This is a genomic window from Arthrobacter sp. B2a2-09, from assembly GCF_027587375.1.
Lineage (GTDB): Bacteria > Actinomycetota > Actinomycetes > Actinomycetales > Micrococcaceae > Arthrobacter.
Map to the genome: position 1 here is coordinate 76519 of NZ_JAMXIC010000005.1, position 13141 is coordinate 89659.

11 protein-coding genes, 7 tRNA genes and 1 riboswitch are annotated in these 13141 nt (G+C 63.6%); of the genes, 10 read left to right on the top strand and 8 right to left on the bottom strand.

Annotation, left to right across the window (positions count from 1 at the left end; all coding sequences use genetic code 11):
- Positions 1 to 207: 207 nt before the first annotated feature.
- Positions 208 to 1245 carry a cell division protein ZapE gene (gene zapE, locus NFJ07_RS07315; RefSeq protein WP_269993460.1) on the top strand — a complete coding sequence of 346 codons (1038 nt, stop codon included), beginning with the start codon at positions 208 to 210 and terminating at the stop codon, positions 1243 to 1245.
- Between the two features lie 38 nt (positions 1246 to 1283).
- Here zapE and NFJ07_RS07320 read toward each other — a convergent pair whose 3' ends face one another.
- From NFJ07_RS07320 to NFJ07_RS07355, 7 genes are all read right to left on the bottom strand, one after another.
- Complete coding sequence (locus tag NFJ07_RS07320) at positions 1284 to 2510, bottom strand: benzoate/H(+) symporter BenE family transporter (RefSeq protein WP_269993461.1); 1227 nt, start codon at positions 2508 to 2510, stop codon at positions 1284 to 1286.
- Positions 2511 to 3080: 570 nt separating this feature from the next.
- Positions 3081 to 3156 (bottom strand) — tRNA-Gly (locus NFJ07_RS07330).
- A 55-nt stretch (positions 3157 to 3211) separates the two neighbouring features.
- Positions 3212 to 3286, bottom strand: a tRNA-Val gene (locus tag NFJ07_RS07335).
- A gap of 48 nt (positions 3287 to 3334) precedes the next feature.
- Positions 3335 to 3407, bottom strand: a tRNA-Gly gene (locus NFJ07_RS07340).
- Between the two features lie 55 nt (positions 3408 to 3462).
- Positions 3463 to 3537, bottom strand: a tRNA-Val gene (locus tag NFJ07_RS07345).
- A 41-nt stretch (positions 3538 to 3578) separates the two neighbouring features.
- Positions 3579 to 3649, bottom strand: a tRNA-Cys gene (locus NFJ07_RS07350).
- Positions 3650 to 3704: 55 nt separating this feature from the next.
- Positions 3705 to 3777, bottom strand: a tRNA-Gly gene (locus NFJ07_RS07355).
- Between the two features lie 327 nt (positions 3778 to 4104).
- On the opposite strand from NFJ07_RS07355, the gene NFJ07_RS07360 reads away from it, so the two are divergent.
- Positions 4105 to 4179, top strand: a tRNA-Val gene (locus NFJ07_RS07360).
- Positions 4180 to 4256: 77 nt separating this feature from the next.
- On the opposite strand, the gene NFJ07_RS07365 is transcribed toward NFJ07_RS07360, so the two are convergent.
- A complete protein-coding gene (locus tag NFJ07_RS07365) occupies positions 4257 to 5405 on the bottom strand; it encodes a GGDEF domain-containing protein (RefSeq protein ID WP_269993462.1) in 1149 nt (382 codons plus the stop codon).
- 168 nt (positions 5406 to 5573) lie between these two features.
- On the opposite strand from NFJ07_RS07365, the gene NFJ07_RS07370 reads away from it, so the two are divergent.
- From NFJ07_RS07370 to NFJ07_RS07405, 8 genes are all read left to right on the top strand, one after another.
- Positions 5574 to 6455, top strand: coding sequence for a cytochrome (locus NFJ07_RS07370; RefSeq protein WP_269993463.1), 882 nt, complete (start codon positions 5574 to 5576; stop codon positions 6453 to 6455).
- A gap of 51 nt (positions 6456 to 6506) precedes the next feature.
- On the top strand, positions 6507 to 7073 hold the full coding sequence (gene def, locus NFJ07_RS07375; protein WP_269993464.1) for a peptide deformylase: 567 nt from the start codon (positions 6507 to 6509) through the stop codon (positions 7071 to 7073).
- Positions 7070 to 7990, top strand: a complete 921-nt coding sequence (gene fmt, locus NFJ07_RS07380) for a methionyl-tRNA formyltransferase (RefSeq protein WP_269993465.1) — start codon at positions 7070 to 7072, stop codon at positions 7988 to 7990. Before def ends, fmt begins: the two co-directional genes overlap by 4 nt.
- Positions 7987 to 9537: an RsmB/NOP family class I SAM-dependent RNA methyltransferase gene (locus tag NFJ07_RS07385; protein ID WP_269993466.1), complete on the top strand. Its 1551-nt coding sequence runs from the start codon at positions 7987 to 7989 to the stop codon at positions 9535 to 9537. The genes fmt and NFJ07_RS07385 overlap by 4 nt, the downstream gene beginning before the upstream one ends.
- Before the next feature lie 93 nt (positions 9538 to 9630).
- On the top strand, positions 9631 to 10293 hold the full coding sequence (gene rpe / locus NFJ07_RS07390) for a ribulose-phosphate 3-epimerase (RefSeq protein ID WP_269993467.1): 663 nt from the start codon (positions 9631 to 9633) through the stop codon (positions 10291 to 10293).
- Between the two features lie 79 nt (positions 10294 to 10372).
- A riboswitch (FMN riboswitch) is annotated at positions 10373 to 10527 on the top strand.
- A gap of 84 nt (positions 10528 to 10611) precedes the next feature.
- Positions 10612 to 11310: a nicotinamide riboside transporter PnuC gene (gene pnuC / locus NFJ07_RS07395; protein WP_269993468.1), complete on the top strand. Its 699-nt coding sequence runs from the start codon at positions 10612 to 10614 to the stop codon at positions 11308 to 11310.
- The gene (gene ribD / locus NFJ07_RS07400; RefSeq protein WP_269993469.1) at positions 11307 to 12458 is read left to right on the top strand and encodes a bifunctional diaminohydroxyphosphoribosylaminopyrimidine deaminase/5-amino-6-(5-phosphoribosylamino)uracil reductase RibD; all 1152 of its coding nucleotides are present in this window, start codon (positions 11307 to 11309) and stop codon (positions 12456 to 12458) included. The genes pnuC and ribD overlap by 4 nt, the downstream gene beginning before the upstream one ends.
- On the top strand, positions 12458 to 13096 hold the full coding sequence (locus tag NFJ07_RS07405) for a riboflavin synthase (RefSeq protein WP_269993470.1): 639 nt from the start codon (positions 12458 to 12460) through the stop codon (positions 13094 to 13096). The genes ribD and NFJ07_RS07405 overlap by 1 nt, the downstream gene beginning before the upstream one ends.
- Positions 13097 to 13141 lie beyond the last annotated feature (45 nt).

Genomic DNA, 13141 nt, shown 5'->3' on the forward strand with positions numbered 1-13141 from the left:
GGTATGGCCTTTCACTGACACTTTCACTGACACCGGGCGGCGCCGGGCGATAGGACGTGCCCGGCATTAATCCCACATTATCGAGGGCCGGGGACTAAAGCTCCTCCCCGTTCATATGGTGAAATATGGCCTTCATCACGTGTCCGCCCGGGGCGTGGCATTGCCGGTATTCTTGCTGGGGACTTACGACACGAAGAACGGACCGCATTGGTACAGATCGAACAGCTCGCCGCGCGCACGCCGGCGGTCTCAGTGGATGAGATTCTCAAGGGTTTCTACCCTTCGCCACGGTTCGGAGAGGTGTCCTTCAACAGCTACCGGCCTGATCCGAACCAGCCGAGCCAAGCAGCAGCGGTCAAGGCACTGGAGGCGTTTGGGGCGACGGTGGGAGCCGGTGACGGAGACGGTCTGTTCAAACGCCTCTTCAGCAAGAAGGTCAACGGCAGGGCCGGCATCTACCTCGATGGCGGATTCGGCGTCGGAAAGACCCACCTGCTGGCTTCCCTGTGGCACTCGGCTCCGGGGCCGAAAGCCTTCGGAACCTTCGTGGAGTACACCAACCTGGTAGGTGCCCTGTCATTCCGGAAGACCGTGGAAGCTTTGAGCAGCTACAAGCTTGTCTGCATTGACGAATTTGAGCTCGACGATCCGGGCGACACAGTGCTGATGTCCCGCCTCATGCGTGAACTGGCCGACGCCGGCGTGAAGCTTGCTGCCACGTCCAACACTTTGCCCGGTTCACTGGGGGAGGGCCGCTTCGCCGCCGTCGACTTCCAGCGGGAAATCCAGGTCCTTGCGGACCAATTCGATGTTGTCAGGATCGACGGGGAAGACTTCAGGCACCGCGGCCTGCCCGCCGCTCCTGCACCTTTGAAGACCGAAGACCTCAAGCGGCAGATGCACGCCGAGTTCGATGGCCAGACCGTGGCCATGGACGACTTCCGCGGCCTGATCGACCACCTCGCCGGTGTCCATCCCAGCCGCTACCGCAAGCTGATCGCAGGAATCGATGCGGTTGTCTGGCGTGACGTCGAAACCATTACGGAGCAGGCCGTCGCCCTTCGCTTCGTGGTGCTGGCCGACCGTTTGTACGACAAGGACGTCCCGATCCTTGCCAGCGGCGTGCCCTTCGACAAGCTCTTCAGCGAGGAAATGATGACCGGCGGGTACATGAAGAAGTACTTCCGCGCCGTGTCCCGTCTGACCGCCCTGGCGCGTGAGGGCCAGATCCACGAGCCCTCCTAGGGACCCTGCTGCCCCACTCTAGGGCAGCAGGGCCCACTCTACTTTTGGGGTTCCCGGGGTTCCCTGTCTTTGAGGACCCAGCGCACGAGGATTCCGGCGGTAAGTGCCCAGAACGCGGCGCCGATCCCTGCGAAACTGAGGCCCGAGGCTGCGATCAGGAACGTCACGGAGGCTCCGATGCGTTCTTCGGCAATGGCCAGCGCCGAGGCGATGGCGGAGGCCATAGTGCCCAGCAGGGCCAGGCCCGCGACGGCTTCCAGGAGCCCTGCCGGTGCCGCCGCCACGACCGTCACCAACGCGGCGGAGAAGGCTGCCAACACGAGGTAGGCCAGGCCTGAAGTGAAGGCCGCGATCCAGCGCCGGCCCCTGTCCTCGCCCGCTTCTTCGCCTGCCGCCAGCGCAGCGCTCAACGCGGCCAGGTTGATCGCATGTCCGCCAAAGGGAGCCCCCAGCGCAGTCCCTGCCCCGGTCACCAGCATGGACTGGCGCCACGGGACGGTGTAGCCGAAGGACTTCAGGACGGCCACCCCCGGAATGTTCTGGGAAGCCATGGTGACAATGAACAAGGGCAAGGCGATGCCGGCCACCGTACTGAGCGTGAAAGCCGGCGTGGTCCAATGCAACTCAGGCAACAGGTGGTTCGTGGGGATGCTCACGCCGTTGACCACGATGTAGATTCCGATGACGGCGAGAGCCACCAACAGTGCGGCAGGGACCGACCAGCGGGGCGCCAGCTTCATCATGACGAGCCAGCAGAGGATCACGGGAGCCACCAGCAGGGGAGCGGTGCCCAAGGCTTTGAACGGGGCGAGGCAGAGGGACAGAAGCACCCCGGCGAGCATCGCCTGGGCGAGGGCCGTCGGAATCTTCGCCATGAACTTTCCGAGGGCCGGAATGAGCCCCGTTAGGGCGATCAGCACACCAGCGATGAGGAAGGCCCCGACGGCGGCCGGCCACCCGCCGTCGGGCACTCCGGTTCCAGCGAGCAAAGCCGCACCGGGCGTCGACCACGCAAGCGTGACGGGCACGCGCGAGCGCCAGGAAAGCCAGAGCACTCCGAGCCCGAAGGTGAGGGTGAGGGCCAGGAGCCCGCTGGCGGCCTGTTCCGGTGTGGCCCCGACCGCCCTGAGGCCTGCGAGCACCACTGCGAAGGATGAAGTGAAACCGACCAGCGCGGTCACAATTCCAGCCACAAGCGTGCGGGAGAGCTGCAGGGAAGCGGAAACTGGACGTGACTGTCCGGTGTGGAGAGGTGACGCTGGCATAGTCCCTCACGTTACCGGAGCCGCGGCTCGCCTGCCGAGGCGATGGCGGTTAAACGCCAAGGGCACCGGCGGCGCCTCGCGGCGGGACCGGTGCCCCGTTGACGTAACTGTATTCGGGAGCTCTGGCCGGTGGAACCGGCTACGGAGCCTCGTTGGCGGAGGGAGCTGTCCAGGCCGTAACCCTTTCAGCAAACCGTCGAGGTTACCCACGAACTCGGAAGCGGCTCTTGGAACCGCATCTAGTCGTCGATAAAAATCGGCGGCCTATTCGATGCCGTCCTTGATGGCTTCTTCATTGCCACCAACGAGGTCCTGAACTTTGCCCTTCAGATCGTCAAATAATCCCACGGGCACCTCCCTTCAATCACGGAGCCAGATCGCTCCTCCGTTTTCGATCCTAACCCGAGACTTTGGAGGTGCCAAGGGAAAATTTGACTGGAATGTCAAACGACTCCTAGACGCATATCGCAGCAGTGGGGCGTCTGCGGGCACAAAAAAAGCAGCTCCGGCGGAGCTGCTTGGAACGTCTTACTGCTTTTGACCAGCGATACTGGCCGGGTTTCGAGGAATTGGAGCGGACGACGAGATTCGAACTCGCGACATCCACCTTGGCAAGGTGGTGCTCTACCAGCTGAGCTACGTCCGCACATGATGGACTCCGGCGGGGCCGGACTTTCATCAACAAGCAAGTTGCCTTGCCTTGGTGGGCGATACTGGGATCGAACCAGTGACCTCTTCCGTGTCAGGGAAGCGCGCTACCGCTGCGCCAATCGCCCGGATCGGCATAAGCCGACCGGCCCGTTGCCGGGACCTTAAAATACGAGAGCGGACGACGAGATTCGAACTCGCGACATCCACCTTGGCAAGGTGGTGCTCTACCAGCTGAGCTACGTCCGCACATGATGAACTCCGGCGGGGCCAGACTTTCATCAACAAGCAAGTTGCCTTGCCTTGGTGGGCGATACTGGGATCGAACCAGTGACCTCTTCCGTGTCAGGGAAGCGCGCTACCGCTGCGCCAATCGCCCAAATGCAATCCGGCTGGGACCGGAAACCAAGGTTTTCACCGAGGTGGGTACGGGATTCGAACCCGTGTATACGGCTTTGCAGGCCGCTGCCTCGCCTCTCGGCCAACCCACCGTGTAAGCACGATTCCTGGGGTTCCAAGAAGTCAATGCCGTGACAGTGTCCTGCGAGCGGACGACGAGATTCGAACTCGCGACATCCACCTTGGCAAGGTGGTGCTCTACCAGCTGAGCTACGTCCGCATAGTCTTCTTCGACGGCCTGCCCGCAGAGGGCATTCCGTCGCTTTCCGACGAGTAAAAACTCTATAGGAGGTTCCGGGAAACTCCAAATCGATCTGTCCGAATCGTAGGCAATGGGCGCTAGATCCTTGAATTGGCGCGGATTTTGCGAGTTACACCGATGTGATTCGAGTGTCTTTTCTCGGTAGTTGCCTTGCTCGTTGGGCCGTGACGCGCCTGGGTTTCGACTCGGAACGCTGCTCAGCGCTCGGTGAGTTCCCGAGGGACTTTTCCCGACGTTCTCCCGGTTTTTGAATTCCGGCCGGGGTCGGTTAGTCTTCTTGTGCACGGGCGATTGGCGCAGTGGTAGCGCGCTTCGTTCACACCGAAGAGGTCACTGGTTCGAACCCAGTATCGCCCACCAAGAAGAGGTCCTGTGCGGAACATTGTTCATGTTCCGCACAGGACCTCTTGTCGTTGCTCAGGGATTCGTTGCCCGATTCATGCGTGAGGCGCTGCCCTGACCACCCGGTTCCTTCCGAGTGACTTGGCTTCGTAGAGGGCCGCATCGGCGGCGGCAATCATCGCGGTGAGGTCGACGGCGTCGAACTCGGTTGAGGTGACTCCGTAACTCACCGTTGGAATGTGGATGTCGTCGAGGTCTTTGCTTGCCGCCAAAGAGCGATTGATGTCGGCCGCGATGCTTTCGGCCCGCTCTTGGCTGGCGCCCGGCAGGAGCAAGATGAACTCTTCGCCCCCATATCGCCCAACTAAATCGGTGGATCGTACCGACTCGGTGCACGCAGCCGCGAACGCCTGAAGCGCGGCGTCCCCGGCGGCATGACCGTACTCATCGTTGATCGCTTTGAAGTGGTCCAAGTCGGCCAAGATCAAGGAAGCGACGGAGCTTGTGGCCTGCAGGCGCTGGAGTTCCTTCGTAGCCAGGTCCATGAAAGTGCCACGGTTCAGGAGCCCGGTCAGGTTGTCGCGCGCGGCGCGTTCGCTGAGCCGGTTGATCAACTGATCGTTGCTGAGGGCGGTCATGCTGAAAGAGACGGCAACCAGAAGTATCAGCGTGACCAAGCTTGCCATCGATGGGCCAAAATACATGCGGAAATCCGGGCCGTTTGGTCCTTCGACGAGGTACACGGACAGGCGGCAGAAATAGTAAGCGGCCAGGAATCCCGCGGCCAAGGCCATCGACTTGTGCACATGGGAGTATCTGGAATCCAGCAGCCACAGATCGCGGGACGCCAACGCGATGCCCAGCGTCATGAATCCTAGATATACCAAGCCCCCGGACCAGGTGTTGTAACCAGGGCTTTCCAATACGGACGCGAGGGCCGTGATTCCACACGCCGTGGCAAACTGCCATTTCGGCGGCGGCAACATCCTCAAAGACCGGGCGCCGGTCCACACACTCAGCGCTCCGCCCACCAAGAGGACGTTGCCCGAGGGATTTGCCCAGACTTGATGTGGCGTCCCGTTGAGAAGGAAGGCCAGGTTTCCAGCAAGGAAGAACAAGAGGGCGATGCACCACCACCCGTTGTAGGACGACCGCGTGCGCCTGAAGGATGCATAGAACAGGAGGAGCAGGGTAAGAGCGACCACGCCAAGGGCCACTCGCAGTGTTGTTATATCGAGGACCAAGTTTTGCTCCCGTAGCCGAGGACGTGACCAATTATGGCACCGGGAATCAAAGAACCCTGTGCGCCATGCACGAGGGCCCTATTAATTACGGGGCGGGGCGGTGAAGTCCTGTCGGCAGCCACCAAGGCTCTGCATCTTCCTGTCAGTGGTGTGTGAAAGAGTTTTCCTATGACAGATCCACTGCTTGCCCATGCCACCGAATACGGCCGGATGTATGCCCGGTCCACGTCCGAGACCTTCTCGGTCCCTTCCATCACCACCGTGATCGGCCAGCAGGCCCACTCCCTGGACGGCTGGTTCGGCTACATGGGTGCCAGCAGCTTGGCGAAAGACCCGGAACTCCCGCAACATCTTTCCAGCCCTGCCAAGATGAGGCAGGCCGTCAACAAGGCAGCCAAGGCTGCGGAAGTTTACCGGGACGACGCTGCACGCCGTGGCGACCGCGTGCATAACTACTGCGAGCAAGTGGCCCTCCGCGCCCTCGGACGCGCGGACCGCGTGAAGGAAACGCGCGAAGAGCTCGCTTCAAATGGCGAAGAAGCCTTCGCGGCCCGCTTCGATGAGTGGTGGGAGTTGTACCAGGTGGAGCCCATTGCGCCCGAGATCACTGTGTGGAACTCCAGCGTTGGCTACGCAGGAACCCTGGACCTCGTGGCCAAAATCAACGGCAGGGTCTGCCTGATCGACTACAAGAGCAAGGGCACCACCCGCGATGGAACAGTGAAACCCCTCGACGACAAAGTGGTGATGCAACTGGTTGCGGGCATGAAGGCCGAGGAAAGCCTCGTGGATCCTGTGGCGGGGGAGTGGGAGCCGTGGAGATACGGGGAGAACCCCGTTCTGCTTGCGGTGGCTATCGGCGAGACCGAAGTGCGTCCCCAGCGGGCGAACCCGGACGTTCTCAAGCACCACTGGTGGAAGTTCTGCGCCTTGAAGCGGGTGTGGGAGATGTCTGCCGATGTGGCCGCAGCCGGAACGGCGCTGCTTGCCGTAGCTCCGCCGTCGTACCCTGCCGCCGCGGCGCCCGCAGGCTCAACTAAACTAGCTTAGGCCCCCTTCTGCGGGGACCGAAGCTTCGCCGATCGTGAGGAAAGACAGCACATGGCCATATTGAGTATCCGTATCATCGGCGATCCCGTGCTCCGCACGGTTGCTGATCCAGTCACGGATTTCGGGCCTGAGCTCGCCAAACTTGTGTCGGACATGACCGAGACCATGGAAGATGTGGACGGTGCAGGGCTCGCTGCCCCGCAGATTGGTGTCAGCCAGCGGGTTTTCACTTATCGGATCGGCGGCGTGGAAGGCCACATCATCAACCCTGTGCTCGAAAACAGCGATGACTTCCAGCCTGACGAGGTAGAAGGCTGCCTCTCCATTCCCGGACTCGCGTTCCCGGTTCGCCGCCGCAGGACCACCCGCGCCACCGGCGTGGACATGAACGGCAATCCCGTGTCCGTCGAGGCGGAGGGCATGCTCGCCCGCTGTTTCCAGCACGAGACCGACCATCTGGACGGGATCCTTTTCACGGACCGCCTGGAGGGTGAGGACCGGAAAACCGCCCTCCGAGCCATCCGCGCGGCGAACTACCACTCCGTGACTGAACGGACCACCGCCAAGAGGGCCAACACTGTGGGCTCCAGCTTCGGCAGTTTCGGGGCTGCCGAATGAGGGTGCTTTTCGCCGGCACCCCGGCTGTCGCAGTCCCTTCCCTTGATGCGCTGATCGAGGCGGGTTTCGAGATCGTGGCGGTGCTGACCAGGCCGGATGCCCCTACCGGTCGCAAACGGATCCTGACGCCGTCGCCGGTGGCAGCACGTGCGGCTGAACTCGGTATCGATATCATCCATGCCTCCAAGGTGGATGCCGGGACTACTGAGCGGATCGCTTCTTATGAGCCGGACGTTGCCGCGATCGTTGCCTACGGGGGCCTTGTCCCCAAGGCCGCGCTCGGAGTACCGCGACACGGTTGGATCAACCTCCACTTTTCCCTCCTCCCGGCCTGGCGCGGCGCCGCACCGGTCCAACGTTCAGTCATCGCCGGTGACGACATCACCGGGGCGGCCACCTTCCTCCTGGAAGAAGGCCTCGACACCGGGCCGGTTTTCGGGACTTTGACGGAAACCGTACGCCCCGAAGACACGGCGGGCGAGCTGCTGGAGCGGCTTTCGCTCAGCGGCGCGGTCTTGCTCACCCAGACACTATCCGCCGTCGAGTCCGGCAAAGCGGCCCCCCTGCCCCAGCAAGGCGACGTCTCACTCGCTCCCAAACTGACGCTCGACGACGGCCGCCTCGACTGGACGCAACCGGCCCTCGCCATCAACCGCAGGTCCCGCGGCGTCACGCCCGAACCGGGAGCGTGGACCATGCTCGACGGGCAGCGCGTCAAGCTCGAACCCGTCGGTTTGCGCCCGGACACCCGGGACCTTGCACCCGGCCGGGTCCGGGTTGACGGAAAGAACGTCCTGGTCGGGACCGGATCCCACGCAGTACAGCTCGGGAAGATCCAGCCTGCGGGCAAGAAGATGATGCCGTCGGCCGATTGGGCCCGTGGTTTGGCAACACCAGAAAGCGTGGAATTCGAATGAATGAGTCCGGCCGGCGCGGCCCCAATAACAGCGGGAACAGGGATGGCGGGGGCCACGGCAACCGCGGCCCCCGCGGCGAAAGCAACCGCAACGCCCAGGGCCGCGAACGCAACAGGGGCCCGCAGCGCGGTTTCACTACCAACGCACCGTCCCAACGGACCCGGCGCGCGGATCCTGCACGATTGGTGGCGTTCGAAGTCCTGCGCGCAGTCGCTTCGGAAGACGCGTATGCAAACCTCGTGCTGCCGTCGCGGATCCGCCACCACCACCTCGACAAGCGCGACGCCGGATTCGCCACCGAGCTGAGCTACGGGGCACTGCGCGGTCAGGGGATGTACGACGCCGTCCTGGCCAAGTGTGTCGACCGGCCGCTCGACCAACTCGATCCGGCAGTCCTTGATGCGTTGCGACTTGGTGCCCACCAATTGCTCGCCATGCGTGTTCCTGCCCACGCCGCGCTCGACCAGACTGTCGGGTTGGCCCGCGCGGTCATCGGAGCCGGCCCGTCGTCGCTCATCAACGCGGTGCTCCGAAAAGTCACCGCAAGGACCCTGCCCGAGTGGCTCGACCACCTGCTGGAAAACGAGACCGACGAGACCAGGATCGCCTCCGTGCGCCATGCGCACCCGGAATGGATTGTCAGGGCGCTGCGCCAGTCGCTCGTCATGCATGGCCGTCCCGCGAGCGAAATCACCGACCTGCTCGAGGCCGACAACGCGGCCCCCGTGGTGAACCTGGTGGCACTGCCCGGCATCGGCAATCTTGATGAAGCCGTGGAGAACGGGGCCACTCCCGGCGTACTCGTGATCGACTCGGCGCTGTCCAGCGGTGGCGACCTCGGGCGCATGTCCTCCATCCGCGAAGGCACCACGCGCGTCCAGGACGTCGGATCCCAGTTGGTGGCCCGCGCCGTCGCGGCCGTGGACCTCGGACAGGACGCCAAGGACGGCGAGAAGTGGCTTGACCTTTGCGCCGGTCCCGGAGGGAAGGCCGCGCTGCTGGCCGCCCTCGCCCGTCAAGAAGGTGCGACCCTCTTGGCCAATGAACCCGCAGAACACCGGGCAAAGCTGGTCAGCCAAGCCCTCTCGGCGGTTCCGGCGGATGCCTGGACCGTGCGGGTAGGCGACGGCCGCGACGTCGGCAAGGAACAACCGGAGACTTTCGACCGCGTGTTGGTGGACGTTCCCTGCAGCGGCCTTGGCGCGCTACGCCGCCGCCCCGAGTCACGCTGGCGCCGGACCCCCAAGGACCTTGCCGATCTAGGTCCGTTGCAGCGTGAATTGCTCAACTCGGCCATCGACGCCGTCAAGCCGGGCGGAGTGGTGGCGTACGTGACTTGCTCCCCGCACCCGGCCGAAACCACCGCCGTCGTCAGCGATGTCCTGCGCAAGCGTGACGACTTGGAGCAGATCGACGCCGGCGCAGCCTTGGACGCGGTCAGCCTGACCGGGAATCTGGGCGCCGGGCACGAATTGACCGCCCAACTGTGGCCGCACGTGCATCAAACTGATGCGATGTTCCTGGCGCTTATCCGGAAGAAGCCGTAACCTTCGGCGCCTTTCCCCGGCTGAAAGTCCCGCGTGCCTAAGCTGGAGAATTGCCAAAACCACCAGACCGCCACCAACACTGAGGGAACTGCCTTGACTGAGTGCTGTATCAACCCGAGCATCCTGTCCGCGGACTTCGTGAACCTGGAAGCCGAGCTGAAAAGAATCAGCAACGCCGACGCCGTCCACGTCGATGTGATGGACAACCATTTCGTCCCGAACCTGACGCTCGGCCTGCCGGTTGTGGCGCGGATCCAGGCTGTGAGCCCGGTCCCGCTGGACGCACACCTGATGATCGCCGACGCCGACCGCTGGGCGCCGGCCTACGCCGACGCCGGTGTGGCTTCCGTGACCTTCCATGCGGAAGCGGCGATGGCTCCCATCAAGCTTGCCCGTGAGCTCCGTGCCCGCGGTTCGAAGGCGGGGATGGCCCTTCGACCGGCCACTCCGGTGGAACCATACCTGGACATGCTCAGCGAACTGGACATGCTCCTCATCATGACCGTGGAACCGGGCTTCGGCGGGCAGTCCTTCCTGGACGTGACGCTGCCCAAGATCCGGCGGGCGCGTGCCGCGATCGAAGGTTCCGGTATCGGCGTCGCAATCCAGGTGGATGGCGGTGTCACGGAGGAGACCATTGTCCGGGCAGCCGAGGCCGGCGCAAATGTGTTCGTGGCCGGCTCCGCCGTCTACGGCCATGCGGACCCCGCAGCGGCTATTGAGCGGCTGCGCGCCGCCGGCCTCGCGGCAATGTGACAACAATGACGCAATTGCCTGCATATTGGTCCGGGAATACATCGGCCATGGCTCCAGTTGTGTCAGAATAGCAACACACATACGTGCTCCGGGGTCGGTGTAATTCCGAACCGGCGGTTATAGTCCGCGACCCGCGAGCCATCGCGTTTCCTTGACGGGAATCACGACGGCGGACGGTTGAACTGGTGGAATTCCGGTACCGACAGTTAAAGTCTGGATGGGAGAAGCACGTACAGTCATGCTTGGGCGTTCCGTGCGCCCGGCATTGCGCTGTCGTACACCCCCGGAGCCATCGCGGCATTCGAGGGAAGGAACGACATGGACTTTCTGCGATGGCTCTTCGAAGCACAGATTCCCGTAGGCGGATCTGTCCTTGTTCTTCGCGAAGTGCTAGGCAATATTTTCGGGCTCGCCAGCGCCCTGGGCGGCATGCGCCGCAAAGTCTGGGCATGGCCCATCGGGATCGCAGGCAACCTGCTCCTGCTGACGGTCTTTCTTGGCAACGTCTTCGGTGCCGCCTCGCCGGCAACCCTTTGGGGCCAGGCCGGACGCCAGATCATGTTCATCAGCGTCGCCGCCTACGGCTGGTACCGCTGGCGCCAGGGCCTCCAATCAGGCACTCACGGCCGCGCCATTGTGCCCGGCTGGGCAAGCCCCAAAGTGCGGATCGGAATGGTGGCCGCCATGATTGTGGGAACAGCCGCCCTGACTCCCGTCTTCGATTCCATGGGTTCCTACCCGCCTGTGTGGGCAGACGCCTGGACTTTCATGGGTTCCCTCCTGGCAACGTATGGAATGGCACGCGGCTGGACCGAATTCTGGCTGATCTGGGTTGCCGTGGACATCGTGGGAGTTCCGCTGCTATTCAGCGCCGGTTACTTTGCCAGCGCCTTTATGTACCTCTTTTACGGGTTCTTCACACTTGCCGGATTCTTTGTCTGGTGGCGCGCGGACCGACGTGAAAGCCGGCCGCTCAGGCCAACGGCCGAGCCGGAAACTGTAGGAGCCCTGTCATGAGCGACGTCTTGAACCTGAATTTCCCTGACGCTGAGTCCGCAGCCATGGAGACCGCACTGCACGTGGCCCTCCGGGGACACCGTGGCGCCAATCCTTTGGTGGGAGCGGTTGTGCTCGGGCCCAACGGAGAGCAACTCATCACCGGCTACCACCGCGGCGCGGGCACGCCACACGCCGAGGCGGATGCGATCGCCAAGGCGCGGGCAAAAGGCCTCGACCTGGCAGGGACAACCATGGTGGTGACCTTGGAGCCTTGCAACCACATCGGGCGCACGGGACCGTGCACCCAGGCGATCATTGACGCCGGTATATCGCGCGTGGTCTACGCCGTCGATGATCCCCACGATCCCGCCGCAGGAGGCGCCGCCAGGCTGCGTGCTGCCGGTGTGGACGTGCGGTCCGGGCTCGCCGCCGACGAGGCCTTGAAGCTGAACCGCGAGTGGTTCAATGCGGTAGAGGCAAGGCGCCCGTTCGTCACGCTTCACATTGCCCAGACACTGGACAGCAGGATCGCGGCCGCGGACGGGACCAGCCAATGGATCTCCAGTCCGGAATCGCTGGCAGACAACCACGGACTGCGCCGCCTGATTGACGCCATTCTGGTGGGCACCGAAACCGTCCTCGTGGACAACCCGCGGCTGACGGCGCGAGAAGCGGATGGCGAGGAATCGCAAAGCCAGCCACTCCGGGCCGTCATGGGGCTGCGGGAGGTCCCTGCGGATGCCGCGGTGCGGGGGACTGACGGCAAGTTCATCCAACTGCCAACCCGCGACCCTTCCGAGGCTTTGGAGTTGCTGTTCGCCGACGGCGTCCGGCACGTCATGGTGGAGGGCGGCTCCCGCATCCTGAGCGCCTTCCTTGCCGCGGGTCTTGTGGATGAATTGATCGTCTATCTCGCGCCCACCCTGTTGGGCGCCGGTACACCTGCCCTGATGGATCTCGGCATCTCCACCCTCGCCGACGCCCAGCACTGGAACTGGGACGACGCCGGTGGCGGTGCGGTCCACGCACTGGGTCGCGACCTCCGGCTGCATTTGAGGTCGGGACCATCGGACGGAAACAAGCCGGCGTGGACTAAGTCGCAGACCGAACACCATGAACCATTTCCGGGCAAGGACGCCTCGGACACCACCACAGGAGGACACTGATGTTTACCGGAATCGTTGCCGAACAGGGCACGGTCCTGTCCGTCGAGCACGACGGCGAGGCCAGCGCGACGCTGCGCCTGATGGCCCCGAGCACCACTGAAGGGCTTGGCTTGGGCGGCTCCATCGCCGTCAACGGCGTGTGCCTCACCGCAACGGATATCGACGGCAGGGAGTTCAGTGTAGACGTCATGGGCGAAACCCTCGTCCGGACCACCATCGGCGAACTGGCCGCGGGCGACACTGTGAACCTCGAGCGTTGTGTCCAGGCGGGCGGCCGCTTGGACGGTCACGTCGTGCAGGGCCACGTCGACGGCGTCGGGCAGCTTCTGGAGCGCGAGTCGCTGGGCAACTGGGACCGCCTCCGCTTCGGCGTGCCAGCTCCGCTGGCACGTTACATCGCCGAAAAGGGGTCGATCGCCGTCGACGGCGTTTCACTCACCGTCACTGCCGTTAGCCCGGCCGAAGAAGAGAACCCCTGGTTTGAAGTTGGACTCATTCCCACCACGCTGGACGAAACCGGGCTCGGGGCCAAGGCCATAGGCGGGCGCGTGAACCTTGAGGTGGACGTTCTCGCGAAATACACCGAGCGCCTGTTGTCCTTCCGGGCTTCAGCAACTTCCGGTGGGGCTGCCCTGTGAGCACCGTACACAACGGCGGTACCACCGTGGTGCGCCAGGGGCTAG